The organism is Marinobacter suaedae (assembly GCF_030519635.1).
In the GTDB taxonomy this organism is placed as follows: domain Bacteria; phylum Pseudomonadota; class Gammaproteobacteria; order Pseudomonadales; family Oleiphilaceae; genus Marinobacter; species Marinobacter suaedae.
Genome location: NZ_JAUMIS010000002.1, coordinates 271,009 through 286,778, shown reverse-complemented (window position 1 = coordinate 286,778; position 15,770 = coordinate 271,009). Strand labels below are relative to the sequence as shown.

Here is a 15,770-nt window from a genome sequence, read left to right as displayed (position 1 = left end):
GCGAGCTTTGGAATTGAAAACCACCCCACCCCTGAGTAACCCTAACTGGCTTCGCTGGCCCGGTCTCATGGTGGGCGCGGGAATCCTTGTTTTGGCCTTCGGCGGCGTCGGTGCCCTGCTCTGGCAATCGCCGAACCTGCCATTGCCGGACTTATGGCAAAGCGCCTACCTGCGAAACGTCCTTCGTTTCACCGTATGGCAAGCTGTGCTATCAACACTGCTCAGCATCTTGCTGGCAATCCCTGTCGCGCGAGCACTGGTTCGCCACCGCCAATTTCCGGGGCGCTCCCTTCTGCTGCGCCTGATGGAATTGAGTCTGGTCATTCCGACTATCGTGGCGGTTTCCGGCCTGGTAGGTATCTACGGCCGCCAGGGCTGGCTTACCCAGTGGCTTCAGGCAGCAGGCTTGGATGCTGGCTGGTCACTCTATGGTCTCAACGGTATCGTTCTGGCTCACGTCTTCTTCAATGCGCCAATGGCTGCTCGCATCCTGCTCATGGCGTTTGATCGCGTACCGGCTCCCCAACGACGAATTGCCAGCCAGTTGGGTCTCGGATCCCTCTGGCTCTGGCGCGCACTGGAATGGCCCGCCATAAAAAATGTTTTGCCCGGCGTTGCCACCCTGGTTTTCACGCTATGCTTCACCAGCTTCGCAATTGTGATGACCCTCGGAGGCGGCCCCGGGGCCACCACGCTGGAAGTGGCGATCTATCAAGCATTAAGGTTCGAATTTGATTCATCCAGGGCAGCCATGCTGGCGATCGTTCAGCTGGTTATTTGTGGCACGCTCTGGTATCTCGCGCTCCGTCGAGGCATGGACAGTGCCCTGGTTCCCGGGCGCCAGCTGTCCTTGGCACCAAAACGGAAGGATAGCCGGGGCATCAGCCGCTATGGAGATTCGGTGCTGATCACACTGTTCGCCAGCTTTCTCCTTTTTCCGCTGGCCTTCGTCGTGTTCAGGGGCCTTCCGGGCTTACCTGACTCCCTCCTCCCCCTGGCAGACTCGGCGTTACTGAAAGCCACGCTTCGCAGCCTGATTATTGCTCTTCCCGCCGGCTTTGTTTCGGTCGCCGCTGCGCTGTTGATACTTGGTGGTTATCGGACCACCAGGAACCGTTGGTTGGCCCGTATGCCAGCCACGCTGGCTCATGTGCCTTTATTCATTCCACCGCTGGTACTTGGTACCGGTTTGTTTCTGGCCATTCGGCCCAAGCTGGGCATGAACGTGGAAGCGTTTGGTCTGGTTGCCCTGGTCAATGCGTTGATGGCGCTTCCATTCGTGATTCAGATTATTCGGGCTCCGCTGGATTCGATGGATGCCATGTCCCTGCGCCAGGCCGACCAACTGAATATCCGTGGCTGGTATCGCTGGCGGCTGCTGTATTGGCCCCGCCTTCGCCGCCCTCTGGGCCTTGGCATTGCCTATGGTGCAGGTCTGTCCCTGGGTGACTTTGGCGTTATAGCCCTGTTTGGAACGCCTAATGAGCCTACCATTCCGGTCTTGCTCTACCAGCAGCTGGGCAGCTACCAGATGCAAGCTGCTGCGACCACCGGCCTGTGGCTACTGGTCCTTTTACTCGGTCTGTTTTTAGTCACTGGCCTTATTACACGTTCGCCCAAAAATGTGTCCAAAACCGACCAGCCAATGGAGTCCGCCCGTGCTTGATGTTGAGAGCATCCAGTTTGCCTACAACTCCGAGAGCCGCCTGTGGCAATTCGATTTTCGGGTCCACACGGGTGAATGCCTGGCGATAGACGGGCCAAGCGGATCCGGAAAATCAACGCTGCTGGCGTTACTTGCCGGGTTTCTCGAGCCGTCGTCCGGCGACATCCGCTGGAACAACGTCTCGATCAGCAGGCTCCAGCCCTGGGACCGCCCCATGACCATCGTTTTCCAGGAACACAATCTGTTTGAACACCTCAATATTGAAACCAATATCGGTCTCGGCATTCACCCGGGGCTGAAGTTGTCGGGCAAGCAGCGAAAATCCATTGGAGAATATCTGGAACGGGTTGGGCTTTCTGGGTTGGGAACACGAATGCCGGGGGAGTTATCTGGGGGGCAGCGCCAGAGAGTGGCCATCGTACGGTCCATTCTGCGCGAGCAGCCCATTCTTTTGCTGGATGAACCCATGACCGGGCTGGATATCGTCACCCGCAGCACCGTTCGCGAGCTGCTATTGGCCCAAAAAGCGAAGGGAGTCACACTGATTCTGGCGAGCCACGATCAAGAGGACCGAAACATACTGGCAGATAAGCAATTGAGTTTATAAGCTAGAAGAAGGACAACACTAAAACAACGGACTGTACCCAAGACGTGACCAGCCATGCCAGCGATGAAAAGCCGGTGTTCGCGGCGCATAGGCCAAAACCTGGCGAAGCCGTGATATCCGGGAACTCCATGACGATTCGGGGTGACTGGACACTTGCCGATTACGCATCACTGCAACAGGAAGTTAGCCGGGCATCTCCACAGAACCCTGATCAACTGACCGTCGACATATCCGAACTGGGGCACGTTGACACCGCCGGCGCGGCCCAACTCGCCTCACTTCTTGGCGCAACGCGCCTCCGAACCCTCGCAAAAACCTTACCGGAAGAGAAGTCCGCGCTTCTGGCGGCCGTATGCAAGGCGCTGGAGCAAGAGCCGACGCCTCCGGTACTGAAACTGGTCGCGCCCCTGCGCTTTTTATCTGACGTCGGCCAGCGTACAGATAGCCTCTTCCAGTTACTCAAGGAGCTTAATGCGTTCATTGGGCAAACACTGGCGGCTATTTTCTGGTTACTCCCCCGTCCCTGGCGCTGGCGCCTGACACCCTTTGTGTCGGCCATTCAGGACACCGGGCTAAACGCGCTGCCCATCGTAGCCTTGCTCACATTTCTGGTTGGTGCTGTTGTTGCCTTCCTTGGCGCTACCGTGCTGCAGGACTTCGGTGCGACCATTTACACCGTAAACCTGGTGGCCTTCTCCTTCCTCCGTGAATTCGGTGTGCTTCTGGCCGCCATACTTCTTGCCGGGCGCACCGCCAGTTCCTTTACGGCTCACATCGGCGCAATGAAAGTGAATCAGGAGATCGATGCGATCCGAACCCTGGGCCTGAACCCGATTGAGCTTCTGGTCATACCCAGGGTGCTGGCGATGATGGTTAGTCTGCCGATCCTCACTTTCGTCGGCATGATGGCTGGCATGGTCGGCGGTGCTGCGGTGTGCGCCCTTACGCTGGACATCTATCCCCCTCAGTTTATGGCCATCGTTGAACGAGATATTGAGCTTCGCCATTTCCTTGTCGGACTTTCCAAAGCCCCCTTGTTTGCGTTCCTCATTGCCGTCATTGGGTGTCTGGAAGGGTTCAAGGTCAGTGGCAGCGCCCAGTCTGTGGGCGAGCACACGACATCCAGCGTGGTTCAGTCCATTTTCACGGTGATACTGTTCGACTCCATAGCCGCTTTGTTTTTTATGGAAATGGGGTGGTAACCATGGTCAGACATCACCATCTGGAACCCCACCCCGACTCCCTTGGCAAGACTGTCATCGAGGTGAGAAAACTGTGCAACCGATTTGGCACTCAGGTGGTCCACGACCAGCTGGACCTGGACCTGCAAACCGGTGAAATACTTGGTGTTGTGGGCGGATCGGGAACCGGGAAAACGGTCCTGCTCCGGACCATTGTTGGTCTGAACAAACCCGCCGGAGGCCAGATTCGTCTGTTTGGTAAAAACCTCGAAGAGCTGTCCGCTGAACAACGGTCACGAGTGAAGCAGCGCGTGGGCGTTCTGTTTCAGGGTGGCGCCTTGTTTACCTCTCTGAATTTGCAGGACAACGTGGCCGTTCCCCTGATAGAGCACGCGGGACTTACCCGAAAAGACGCGCATCACCTCGCCCGCATGAAACTTGCGCTCACCGGCCTGCCGTCCGATGCCGCGTTAAAATTCCCGTCAGAGCTTTCAGGCGGCATGGTCAAACGGGCAGGATTAGCGAGGGCGCTGGCCCTGGATCCTGAGATTTTGTTTTTGGACGAACCAACAGCAGGACTCGATCCCATCAGCGCGGCAGGCTTCGACGAGTTGATCGTAACGCTTCGTGACGCCCTCGGACTGACTGTTTTTCTGGTCACCCACGATCTGGATACGCTGCACTCAAGCTGCGACCGGATTGCTGTCCTGTCCCGGAAGAAGGTCCTTGTGGCAGACCGTTTGGAAAAGGTCGCCGCCACACAGGATCCGTGGATACAAAACTATTTCAATGGCCCGAGAGGTCGCGCAGCGGCCGCCACACCAGCGGCTCATCCGGAACACGGCCAGGAGTAACACCATGGAACCCAAAGCTCATCACGTGATTATTGGCCTGTTCACGCTCACAGCATTTGCAGCCGCGCTAGGCTTCGCACTCTGGCTGACAAAATCCGCCACCGATCGGGACTGGGCTTATTACCATATTGGTTTTGACCATCCGGTGAGCGGACTGTCACGCGGCAATCCAGTACTCTACAGTGGCGTTCAGGTGGGCGATGTCGTGGACATGACCCTCGACACCAACAACCCAAGCCACGTGCGGGTCCTGATCCGGGTGGATGACAATATACCCATTCGCGAGAACACCGAAGCCGGCTTGGTGCTCGCTAACATTACCGGCAGCATGAGCATCCAGTTTACGGGGGGCACTCCGGACAGCCCACAACTTCGGGGAAGCAGGGAGTCCCCGCCCCTGATCATGGCCCAGCCATCTCCGTTCGATTCTTTACTTTCCAGCGGTCAGGATCTCCTCAGCAAAGCTGACAGCTTGCTTTCCAACACCAATCGCGCCTTCTCGGACCGGAATGCAGAAAACCTGACCGTCATACTGGCCAATACCCGGGAAATGACCAGCGGTCTGATGGAGCAACGGGAACAGTTGAGTAATCTTCTTGAAAGCATGGAGATCGCCGCTCTCAGTGCCCGCGAAGCCGCAGTCAAGGTGTCGGAGGTATCCGATAACGCCAGTTCCATTCTCAACAATCAGGGGCTAAGTGTGCTGGAGGCATTAGACAGCGCCCTGAAAACCATACAGACCACGGCCAATCGAGTCGATCGACTGACGATTGAAAACGAAGGTGCGCTTGCGTCCGGCCTGCAGGGAATGGGCGAGCTCGCGCCAGCGCTTCGGGAGTTGCGTTCCACCCTGCGTAACCTGAATCAGATTACGCGCCGTGTCAGCGAAGATCCGACCCGAGCCATCTGGGGCGGTGAATCGATGAAGGAGTATTCAGAGTGATAAGGAAATTAACCCTGTGCGCCAGTGTACTGGCGTTCTTGCACGGGTGTAGTGTCTTTCCGAATCCGGAGGCTCGCCGGGTAATGGATTTTTCCGCCGCTACGGTCGATTTCCGCGCGGCTGAAAAGAGACCCTACAGTCTGCGTGTCGACACGCCCTACGCGTCTGATCCATTCAATGGCAGCCGTATTCTTGCCAAGCCTACACCCTGGGAATTCCGTATATACGAAGACGTTCGCTGGCGGGATACCATTCCGGTCATCGTGCGGGACTTACTGGTTCAAACACTTCGATCTGCCAACGCGTTCGAGTCCGTGGTCGGTGAAACCAATCCGGTAGATACCGACTGGACCCTGATCAGCGAACTGAGTGCGTTTCATACGGAAAACGGCCGGCCCACCCCGGCTATAATGATCGAATTGCACAGCCAGCTTGTGGCAAACCGCTCAAGGGAAAAGCTCTGTACCCGCACCTTCAGCGTGGTCGAAATTTCACCAGCCGGCGATATTGAGGCCATCGTCCAGACCTTCAACCAGGCGGGCGCAGCCATTGCAGGCGAAGTTGCCGCCTGGGCTGTTCACTGTGGAGAGTCTGCGGATTCTTCAGACGGAAACAGATCCGGCCAGGCAGCCCTAAGGTAGAGCACCATGGACCACAAGGTCAGCACCGCAGCCACATAGAGTAACGCAATGGATACGTTCGACCAGACATTGCCCGGAGGGAACGCCAGCAAACCAACAATGGACGCCATCTGGGCTGTGGTTTTGATTTTCCCGATGTAAGACACCGCCACACTGGCCCGACTACCGATCTCCGCCATCCATTCACGCAATGCGGAAATCACGATTTCCCGACCAATAATGACCGATGCCGGAAGGGTCAGTATGAAATTGGCGTGTTCTTCAATCAGCACCGCTAGGGCTACTGCCACCATCAACTTATCCGCCACCGGGTCCAGGAAGGCGCCGAACGGCGTGCTCTGGTTGAGCTTCCGGGCCAAATACCCATCCAGCCAATCGGTCATTCCCGCCAGTGCAAAGATGCAAGCACTCACCAGATAGCTCCAATCCACCGGCAGGTAAAAAATCACCACAAAAACGGGGATCATGATGATCCGTGACAGGGTGAGGATATTGGGTAAGTTCATCGTTTCCTTACTCGTTATGAAGTGCAGCGTAGATATTTTCCGCCAGTGACTTGCTGACCCCCTGAACCTTGGCGATCTCATCCACACTGGCTTTGCGGATTTCCTGTATTCCACCGAAGTAGCGAATCAATTCCCGCCGACGTTTAGGTCCTACCCCCTCAATGCCCTCAAGGGTAGACTGCCGACGCTTCTTGTCTCGCCTGGCCCGGTGCCCGGTAATGGCAAACCGGTGTGACTCGTCCCGGATATGCTGAATGAGATGCAGTGCGGGTGAATCCGCCGGCACGCGGAAGATGTCCCCGGTCATGGCGTCGATCAATTGTTCCATACCAGCCCGGCGAGTCACACCCTTGGCAACGCCAATCAGTGGGATATCTGAAATCCCCAGCTCGTCAAATACTTCCCGGGCTATGTTGAGCTGACCCTTACCCCCGTCAATAAACACCAGATCCGGTCGCTTACCTTGGTCGGACACCATGCGTTTATATCGGCGCCCCAATACCTGACGCATCGCGGCGTAATCGTCCCCGCCAGTGATGCCCTCAATGTTGTATAGACGGTAATCGCTTTTCAGGGGGCCATTCTCGTCAAAAACGACGCAAGATGCGACGGTATTTTCACCATGGCTGTGGCTGATATCGAAACATTCCATGCGTGCCGGTGTTTCGGGCAGCTCGAGCAAATCCCTCAGCGCCAGAAGGCGTCGGTAAACCGTTTCCTTGCTGGCCAGGTGAGTCAGCAGGGTCTGGCGGGCATTCGTCATGGCCAGCTCAAGCCATCCCCGGCGCTCGCCCCGCACATTGCCCCGGATTCGCGTTTCCCGTCCGGCCGCTTCTGACAGAGCCTCAGCGATCAGGGCCTGCCCATCAACCTCGACGGGCACCAGGATGTCTTTTGGAATCTCCCGATGCGCGTCTCCGCCCAGATAGTACTGCCCAAGGAACGCGCCCAGCAGTTCCCCCTCGGTCTGCTCAATGGAGAACCTGGGGAAGTAATTTTTGGTACCGAGCACACGACCGCCTCTCACCACGATCACCACAACACACACCACACCGGCGTCCTGGGCAATAGAAACCACATCGGCATCGCCGGAGCCCCCTTCCACGGACTGCTGTTCCTGAACATGGCGAAGATGGTTAATCTGGTCGCGATAGCCCGCCGCTTTTTCGAACTCCAGATTTTGTGAGGCTTTTTCCATCGCATCCATCAGATCGCGAATAATTGCGGGATTCTTGCCCTCGAGGAACATGGTCGCGTGACGGATATCCTCCTGATACTGCTCGGGGGTGATGTAGCCCACGCATGGCGCAGTGCAGCGATTAATCTGATACTGCAGACAGGGACGCGTACGGTTTCTAAAATAGCTTTCATTACAATTTCTTATTCGGAAAACCTTTTGCAGAACATTAAGACTTTCCTTGACCGCACCCGAACTCGGGAAAGGGCCGAACCAGGTTCCGCCGCCCTTTTTCGTCCGCCCCCGACGAAACGTCAGCGAAGGGTAATCGCTGTGGGATGAGAGGTAGATATAGGGGTAGGACTTATCGTCCCTGAGCAGGATGTTGTAGGGCGGGCGTAACGACTTGATCAGGTTTTGTTCCAGCAGCAACGCTTCGGTTTCACTGCCGGTGATGGTTACTTCAATCGCCGCAATCTTGCCAACCAGGGCCTCGGTTTTTGGTGCGAGGCCGCTTTTACGAAAATAGCTGCTGACTCGTTTTTTGAGATTGCGGGCCTTGCCCACGTATAGAACGTCACCGCCCCGGTCGTACATCCTGTAGACGCCGGGCCTTTCGGTGAGCTGTTTGAGGAAATGTGCGCTGTCGAACTCAGCGGGGAGTGAATCAGAGTCAGACTTTGTCGGCATCCAGCAATCCGACCCGAACAGCCATCAAGGCCAGTTCCACGTCGCTGGAAATTTCCAGCTTCTCAAAAATTCGATAGCGGTAACTGTTGACGGTTTTCGGGCTCAGGCAGAGTTTGTCGGAAATATCCTGAACCTTCTGGCAATCCACAACCATCATGGCGATCTGCATTTCACGCTCGGAAAGCCGTTCGAACAGGGATAGCGCGCCCTCGTCATGGTCGCCACTAAGCTGTTTGAGCGCCATTTTCTGGGCAATTTCAGGACTGATGTAACGCTGGCCAGAGTGGGCCATGCGGATGGCGCGAACCATCTCTTTGATGTCCGCGCCCTTGGTGATGTAGGCCGTGGCCCCACTCTGCATCACACGGGTGGGATAGGGATCATCCGCGCAGGCAGTTACCACGATAACGCGGACGCTGTCATCAATTCGAAGAATCCGGCGCGTCGCCTCAAGCCCGCCGATACCCGGCATCCGGATGTCCATCAGGACAATGTCCGGACGCTCTTTTCGGACAAATTCGATAGCGTCTTCTCCGGAAGACGCCTGACCGATAACCTCGAGATCGGGGTTATCCGCGAGCATCCGGGTTATTCCGGAACGCACCAGCTCATGGTCATCAACAACCAATACCCTGATCAAATTTCACCTCGCACACGGACTACGCTAAAACAGTGGCATTTTAACCGTAACCATACCATTGTTATAAGTAAAACCCGAAATCCTTATGACGGGTAAAGCTCTCTACGCCGGCGCTCCAAGACCAGCAGTGTTCTCCACGGGATCAAACCAGACGACCAGCTCCCCTCGCCTGACAGCAGCGAGCACCCGATTCCGTTCGCCCAGTGGGTTTTCCGATTCGTTCAGGCCGTGATACCGGGTGCAATACTCATCCACCAGGCCACTGATCTGATCCTCACTCAGCAGTTCGGTGTCCACGACAAACGGTTGCTGTCGGGGATCCGGTTGTCCTGCATCACGTTGGTCGGTCATAACCCCTACTTTATACAACAGCATGGTAGGGGCTGTGACCCAATCAGAGAAGAGATTTTGCAGAAGTTAACGGCTTCGTTAGTTCGCAAAACTCGAGGTCGAATGTCCTCGCCGAGGCGCTGAGCACGTTGGCAAAGCCGATCAAAGCGCCGGCTGTTCGATCATTGCCATATAAGCGGCAATCGACGGATAGCGCACCAGAACTACCTGATCCGAAGGATCGTCAGGGGGCGCAATCAAAGCCTCACACCCACTTCCCCACCAAACCACCTCGGCACCGACCGTTTTGACACAGTCTGCGGCTTTCTGGATATCAGTCTGGACTGAAGGCGGTGCCGTACGCTCGGGATACCTACTCCGACGTTTGTCGTCGGCAAAACGCTTGAGGTCGAGCATGACAACAGGCTGGTCTTTCGGGGTTTCCGCAAGCACTTTCTGAAGTGGTTGGGGGCAGACATTCAGGGCGCTCATCCGGTTCCTCTTATTCTCTTGTTTTACGGCTTGTCACTATAGCCCAGCCAAGGCCCTGCGGTACAAACCGTTTTTATTACCTTTCTTACAGGCTCTCAGGCGGTTGAATTGCTGGCGTTTCCTGTTAGTACAGCTAAAGTGAAATTACAAACATCCGCTTCCAATAACTTAAAAAAGCAAAAAAACATGGCTTCCCTGAACATCAACGGTAAGGAATACCAGCTCGATGTTCCCGATCAGATGCCCCTGCTCTGGGTCATCCGGGACGTTATTGGCTTAAAAGGAACCAAGTTCGGCTGCGGAAAAGCACAATGTGGAGCCTGCACAGTGCATCTGGATGGTGTGGCCATCCGCTCCTGCACAACGCCAGTATCTGGTGCCATTGGCGAAATCACCACCATCGAAGCGATTGGAAGCGACCCGATCGGGCAACGGCTTCAGAAGGCCTGGCTTGACCTTGGCGTGCCGCAGTGCGGCTTCTGTCAGAGCGGTCAGATCATGAATGCCGTATCTCTCCTCAGGCAAAACCCGGTGCCTGGCAGGGATGAAATCATCCATGCCATGTCGGGCAATCTGTGCCGATGTGGTACCTATAATCGAATCATTGCTGCGATCCAGCGGGCATAGGGACAAGGGGAAACCGAATGGAATCTGGGCCGAAGGACCGGCTACATATTGCCAACGTCAGCCGCCGACGGTTCTTCACTGGCCTCGCTGGAGCAGCAGCGCTCGTGATAGCCGCCCGATGGGACCTGGTTGAAACCGCCGAAAAACGGAAATACGGTGCCGAAGGTATGCCCGGTGGCTATACCGACAACCCGAACGTGTTCATTCACATCGATCCCGATGGCACAGTCACCGTCGTCAATCACCGCTCCGAAATGGGCCAGGGAATTCGTACCAGCAATGCCATGGTTATTGCGGATGAACTCGGGGCTGACTGGGATCGGGTCAGGGTTAAGCAGGCCGAGGGCGATCACAGCGTTTACGGCAATCAGTACACGGAAGCTTCCCGAAGCATGCGCCAATGGTTCGACCCATTACGCCGGGCCGGCGCCGCCGCGCGACAAATGCTTGAACAGGCGGCAGCAGATCGGTGGCAGGTCCGCCTCAGTGAGGTAAAGACCGGTGTCCACGAGGTCTGGCATGAACAATCAGGGAGAAAACTTGGGTTCGGCGAGCTGGCAGAAGCCGCCCGCACTCTGGAGGTACCCGATCCTGCCTCACTGATTCTCAAGGAAGATCACGAGCTTCGCTTTATTGGCAGGGAAAGCGGCCTGATCAACGGCGTGCTTGAAACGTCCCGTCCCAAAGCCATTGATGGAGAGGGCATTGTCTCAGGCACTGCAGTCTACGGCGCCGATGTCCCGTTTGATAACCCCCTGTACGCAGTTATTGCTCGCCCTCCTGTGTACGGAGCAGAGCTGGGAAGATTCCATGAAAGCGACGCGCTGAACGTTCCCGGAGTGCTGAAGGTCGTGCGGATCGAGGGCGCGGGATTGCCTGCGGCGTTCAATCCTCTGGGCGGGCTAGCGGTGGTGGCGACGAATACCTGGGCTGCCATGCAGGGCCGGAAAGCCCTGAAGATACACTGGGACTATGGCCCTGCGGAGGACAACCGCTCATACACGTCCTCCGCCTACCGGGAAATGCTTGAGGCGCGTGCTCAGATTCCAGGAGAGGTAATCCGGGAGGAAGGCAATTTCAGCAAGGCAATGGAAGGCGCCCGCCAACGCATCTCAGCCACCTACTACATGCCTCATCTGGCTCAGACGCCGATGGAGCCCCCTGTAGCCACCGCTAGAGTCCAGAAGGGGAACGCGGAAATCTGGGCACCCACACAGAACCCACAGGCCACTCGCACCAAGGTGGCGGAACGATTAGGGCTGGATGTGACCAATGTGACCGTCAACGTTACCCTGCTCGGGGGCGCGTTTGGCCGCAAGGCAAAACCGGACTTTGCGATTGAAGCCGCTGCCATTGCCCAATGGTTTGAGGGCCGGCCGGTAACCTTGCAGTGGACACGGGAAGATGATCTGCAACACGGCTACTACCAGACGGTATCCCTGGACCACCTTGAAGCAGGCCTGGATGAGCGTGGCCGTGCGACTGCGTGGCTGCACCGCTCATTGTCGCCCAGCACCATGTCCCTGTTGAAAGCGGATTTCGAGCACAAGTCCAAAGTTGAACAGGGCATGGGGTTTAACACCACTCCTTTCGATATCCCCGCCATTCTTCTTGAGAACCCTCCCGCGCCCGCTCATGTCCGTATTGGCTGGATTCGCTCCGTATACAACCTGCCCCACGCCTGGGCTATTCAAAGCTTTGCCCATGAGCTGGCCATAGCCGCTGGCAAGGACCACAGGGCGTTCCTCCTTGAGATGCTGGGGGAAGACCGAAAAATCTCCAACCGTTCTGTGGGTGACACCTACAACTACGACGAAGACCCCGCGATCTATTTCATCGACACCGGACGCATTCGGGGCGTGATTGACCGTGTTGCAGCCGAGTCGGGCTGGGGCAAAGACATGCCCCGGGGACGCGGGCTCGGTCTCGCCTTCCATCACAGCTTTGGCTCCTACGCTGCGGTCGTGTTTGATGTTGAAGTGAGCGAGGGAGGCTCATTGACCATTCACCGGGCTGACATTGCCTTCGATTGCGGGCCCCAGGCCAATCCTGAGCGGATTCGGTCGCAACTGGAGGGCGCATGCATCATGGGTATTGGTGTCGCGCTTTTTAACGAAGTCAGCTTCGAGAATGGCGTCGCCCAGCAAGACAATTTCGATCGCTACCGGATACCGAGGATGAACGACGCCCCCAGAGAGATCCGGATCCATCTGGTGGAGAATCCGGATGAACCCATGGGCGGTGTTGGTGAACCCGGTTTACCTCCCGTTGCGCCGGCCCTGGTTAACGCGATCTACGCCGCGACCGGAAAGCGAATCCGAAGACTGCCCGTTGGAGATCAGCTCAAGGGGTAAACCTTTTTCGGCCCGCCACCCCGGTTCCCTACCCTACGTTCCCGTAGACCTTTCTTGCTGGTTCTTCACGTTTTCCGTCATTGGCGTTTGCCGGGCTCGCAACTACATTGAAGGTGATCAAATCCGCTAACCGTTCAACCGTCGAGAAGCTCTATGGTTACCCTCAACATCAATGGCGAGCAATACGAACTGGATGTTCCCGATGAGATGCCCTTGCTCTGGGCAATCCGGGATGTCGTTGGGTTAAAAGGAACAAAATTCGGATGTGGCATCGCCCAGTGCGGTGCCTGCACCGTTCACATGGATGGCACCGCGATCCGATCTTGCACCACTCCCGTTTCCGCCGCGGCTGGTGAAATCACAACCATTGAAGCCATGGAGCAGGACCCGGTTGGGAAACGGGTCCAGCAGGCGTGGCTTGACCTGGGTGTCGCCCAGTGCGGATACTGCCAGGGCGGCCAGATTATGAACGCCACCTCCCTCCTCAAGCAGAATTCCGCACCCAGTAAAGACGAGATTATCAATGCCATGGCCGGCAACCTTTGCCGTTGCGGCACCTACAATCGCATTCTCGCGGCGATCGAACGCGCAGCCGGCGGGGAGGAACAGGCATGACTGTTGATACCAAAGACCCGGTGCTCCTTGCCAACGTCAGCCGCCGCCGGTTTATGTTGGGGCTGGCCGGCGGATCCGCACTGGTCCTTGCCGCCCGGTGGGACTGGGCACACGCCAACGCTGAGGAAGAACAGAAATATGGTGCAGCCGGCATGCCTGGAGGCTGGACCGACGATCCGAATGTGTTCATCCAGATTGATGCCGACGGCACCGTTACGCTTGTCAATCACCGTTCCGAGATGGGCCAGGGTATCCGCACCAGTGTCGCAATGGTCATGGCGGACGAACTGGGCGCCAACTGGGATCAGGTCAAAGTGCAGCAAGCCGTTGGCGATCACAGCCGCTACGGAAACCAGAATACCGACGGTTCCCGCAGTATGCGGCACTGGTACGGTCCTCTGAGGCGAGCTGCTGCGGCTGCGCGCCAGATGCTCGAACAGTCCGCCGCAAACCAGTGGCAGGTGCCAGTCGAGGAGGTCAAGACCGGTGTTCACGAGGTCGTCCACGAACCATCCGGCCGTACGCTCGGCTTCGGTGAACTGGCAGAAGCCGCCAGGGGACTGGAAGTACCTGATCGCACCAGCATGAAACTGAAATCCGATGGCGATCTGAGATTCCTGGGTAAGGAAACGGGAATCATCAACGGAGAGCTGAAATCCGCCTTTCCGAAGGCGATTGATGGTGAGGATATTGTTTCCGGAAAAGCCGTATTCGGCGCAGACGTTGACGTGGGTGACCGCCTTTACGCGGTGATTGCCCGCCCCCCGGTTTATGGCGCCACGCTGAAGAACTTTGACGATGCCGCTGCACTGAAGGTGCCAGGCGTGAAAAAGGTCATGTCCATTGAGGGCACCGGCCAGCCGGCCGCTTTCAAGCCACTCGGTGGCGTGGCTGTGGTAGCCACCAACACCTGGGCTGCAATAAAAGGGCGTGAAGCACTGAGCATCGACTGGGACAACGGCCCGGCCGAGGATAACAGTGCCTACACATCCGGCTCATACCGTGAGGCGCTCGAAAAACGGTCCCAATCTCCCGGCAAGGTCATCCGGGAGGAAGGCGACCTTGCCAAGGCTATGGAATCCGCTGCCCAGAAAGTGTCTGCGACCTATTACATGCCGCACATGGCGCAGGCCCCCATGGAACCCCCGAACGCCACCGTTCTTATCGAGAAAGACAGGGCCGAAGTGTGGGCTCCGGTACAGAACCCCGAAGCCACCCGCAACACCGTTGCCGAAAGACTCGGCTTCGACCCGGCCAACGTCATCGTGAACGTCACCCTGCTCGGAGGCGGTTTTGGCCGCAAGTCCAAGCCAGACTTTGCCATAGAAGCGGCAAGCATTGCCCAAACCTTTGAAGGCCAGCCAGTAACCCTGCAGTGGACTCGGGAAGACGACCTTCAGCACAGTTACTTCCACACCGTGTCGGTAGACCATCTGGAAGCCGGTCTCGATGAGAATGGCAAGACCATAGGCTGGCTGCACCGTTCCCTCTCCCCCAGTATCAGCTCACTGTTCGCGCCCGATCCAGAACACAAGGTCGATTTTGAGCTGGGCATGGGCCTGAACACCACGCCATTCAATATCCCTGCCTTGCAGCTGGAGAATCCGCCGGCCTCTGCGCACGTTCGTATCGGCTGGTTCAGGGCCGTGTACAACCTGCCCCATGCCTGGGCTATCCAGAGCTTTGCCCACGAGCTTTCAGTAGCCGCAGGACGTGATCACCGGGACTATCTGCTTGAACTGCTCGGAGAGGATCGAAAAATCCCCAATCCTTCGGTGGGTGACACCTGGAACTACGGCGAAGATCCGGACATTTACACCATTAATACCGGGAGAATGCGAGGGGCAATCGAGCGGGCAACGAACGAAGCCGGCTGGGGAAAAGAGCTGCCCAAGGGTCGAGGTATGGGGCTCGCGTTCCACCACAGCTTTGTGTCCTACACAGCGGTCGTTTTCGATGTCGAGGTGGATGACGCCGGCGAACTGATTATTCATCGCGCGGATATCGCTTTCGACTGTGGGCCGCAGGCCAATCCCGAGCGGATTCGTTCCCAAATGGAAGGGGCATGCGTGATGGGGATTGGCATTGCGCTACAGAACGAAATCTCGTTCCAGGACGGCGTGGCTCAACAATCCAACTTCGATCGCTATCTGCTCCCCCGAATGACGGAAGCACCCCGGGAAGTGCGCGTTCATCTGGTTGATAACCCCGATGTACCCATGGGCGGGGTTGGTGAGCCGGGCCTGCCACCGGTTGCGCCGGCCCTGGTGAATGCCATCTATGCTGCAACCGGTAAGCGAATCCGAAGCTTGCCGGTGGGAGATCAGTTGAAGGCTTGAGAAACGTTTCGTCGATCTACACGGGGCCAGCAAGGCCCCTGCTTTTTCTTTCTTACGATAGCTTGCTACCTAGCTGAGCTGTAAACTATGTCGCTGACCTCCATTCAC

The 15,770-nt window shown here is 57.0% G+C and carries 15 protein-coding genes; 10 read left to right on the top strand and 5 right to left on the bottom strand.

What is annotated here, in order from left to right; translation table 11 throughout:
• The first annotated feature begins 7 nt into the window (after positions 1–7).
• From thiP to QVZ43_RS10125, 6 genes are all read left to right on the top strand, one after another.
• Positions 8–1,666: a thiamine/thiamine pyrophosphate ABC transporter permease gene (gene thiP, locus QVZ43_RS10150; RefSeq protein WP_302909844.1), complete on the top strand. Its 1,659-nt coding sequence runs from the start codon at positions 8–10 to the stop codon at positions 1,664–1,666.
• Positions 1,659–2,273, top strand: coding sequence for an ATP-binding cassette domain-containing protein (locus QVZ43_RS10145; protein WP_302909843.1), 615 nt, complete (start codon positions 1,659–1,661; stop codon positions 2,271–2,273). Before thiP ends, QVZ43_RS10145 begins: the two co-directional genes overlap by 8 nt.
• Positions 2,274–2,401: 128 nt before the next feature.
• Positions 2,402–3,475: an MlaE family ABC transporter permease gene (locus tag QVZ43_RS10140; RefSeq protein ID WP_302909842.1), complete on the top strand. Its 1,074-nt coding sequence runs from the start codon at positions 2,402–2,404 to the stop codon at positions 3,473–3,475.
• A gap of 2 nt (positions 3,476–3,477) precedes the next feature.
• Positions 3,478–4,308, top strand: a complete 831-nt coding sequence (locus QVZ43_RS10135) for an ABC transporter ATP-binding protein (protein ID WP_302909841.1) — start codon at positions 3,478–3,480, stop codon at positions 4,306–4,308.
• A 4-nt stretch (positions 4,309–4,312) separates the two neighbouring features.
• Positions 4,313–5,251 (top strand): MlaD family protein, encoded by a 939-nt coding sequence (locus QVZ43_RS10130; RefSeq protein ID WP_302909840.1) that lies wholly within the window; start codon positions 4,313–4,315, stop codon positions 5,249–5,251.
• The gene (locus QVZ43_RS10125; RefSeq protein ID WP_302909839.1) at positions 5,248–5,892 is read left to right on the top strand and encodes an ABC-type transport auxiliary lipoprotein family protein; all 645 of its coding nucleotides are present in this window, start codon (positions 5,248–5,250) and stop codon (positions 5,890–5,892) included. Before QVZ43_RS10130 ends, QVZ43_RS10125 begins: the two co-directional genes overlap by 4 nt.
• Here the strand turns inward: QVZ43_RS10125 and pgsA are convergent.
• The 5 genes from pgsA to QVZ43_RS10100 form a co-directional block, all read right to left on the bottom strand.
• The gene (gene pgsA, locus QVZ43_RS10120) at positions 5,829–6,398 is read right to left on the bottom strand and encodes a CDP-diacylglycerol--glycerol-3-phosphate 3-phosphatidyltransferase (RefSeq protein WP_223793685.1); all 570 of its coding nucleotides are present in this window, start codon (positions 6,396–6,398) and stop codon (positions 5,829–5,831) included. The genes QVZ43_RS10125 and pgsA overlap by 64 nt on opposite strands.
• A 7-nt stretch (positions 6,399–6,405) precedes the next feature.
• Complete coding sequence (gene uvrC / locus QVZ43_RS10115) at positions 6,406–8,265, bottom strand: excinuclease ABC subunit UvrC (protein WP_302909838.1); 1,860 nt, start codon at positions 8,263–8,265, stop codon at positions 6,406–6,408.
• Positions 8,249–8,905, bottom strand: a complete 657-nt coding sequence (uvrY, locus tag QVZ43_RS10110; RefSeq protein ID WP_223793687.1) for a UvrY/SirA/GacA family response regulator transcription factor — start codon at positions 8,903–8,905, stop codon at positions 8,249–8,251. Before uvrY ends, uvrC begins: the two co-directional genes overlap by 17 nt.
• Before the next feature lie 102 nt (positions 8,906–9,007).
• Complete coding sequence (locus QVZ43_RS10105; protein WP_302909837.1) at positions 9,008–9,256, bottom strand: YheU family protein; 249 nt, start codon at positions 9,254–9,256, stop codon at positions 9,008–9,010.
• 141 nt (positions 9,257–9,397) lie between these two features.
• The gene (locus QVZ43_RS10100) at positions 9,398–9,727 is read right to left on the bottom strand and encodes a DUF1330 domain-containing protein (RefSeq protein ID WP_302909836.1); all 330 of its coding nucleotides are present in this window, start codon (positions 9,725–9,727) and stop codon (positions 9,398–9,400) included.
• A gap of 186 nt (positions 9,728–9,913) precedes the next feature.
• On the opposite strand from QVZ43_RS10100, the gene QVZ43_RS10095 reads away from it, so the two are divergent.
• The 4 genes from QVZ43_RS10095 to QVZ43_RS10080 all read left to right on the top strand — a co-directional run bounded on the left by QVZ43_RS10095 (position 9,914) and on the right by QVZ43_RS10080 (position 15,662).
• Positions 9,914–10,354, top strand: a complete 441-nt coding sequence (locus tag QVZ43_RS10095) for a (2Fe-2S)-binding protein (RefSeq protein ID WP_302910646.1) — start codon at positions 9,914–9,916, stop codon at positions 10,352–10,354.
• A 17-nt stretch (positions 10,355–10,371) separates the two neighbouring features.
• Entirely contained in the window at positions 10,372–12,708 is a 2,337-nt protein-coding gene (locus tag QVZ43_RS10090) for a xanthine dehydrogenase family protein molybdopterin-binding subunit (protein WP_302909835.1), read from the top strand.
• Between the two features lie 153 nt (positions 12,709–12,861).
• Positions 12,862–13,323, top strand: a complete 462-nt coding sequence (locus QVZ43_RS10085; RefSeq protein WP_302909834.1) for a (2Fe-2S)-binding protein — start codon at positions 12,862–12,864, stop codon at positions 13,321–13,323.
• Positions 13,320–15,662 carry a xanthine dehydrogenase family protein molybdopterin-binding subunit gene (locus tag QVZ43_RS10080; RefSeq protein WP_302909833.1) on the top strand — a complete coding sequence of 781 codons (2,343 nt, stop codon included), beginning with the start codon at positions 13,320–13,322 and terminating at the stop codon, positions 15,660–15,662. The genes QVZ43_RS10085 and QVZ43_RS10080 overlap by 4 nt, the downstream gene beginning before the upstream one ends.
• Positions 15,663–15,770 lie beyond the last annotated feature (108 nt).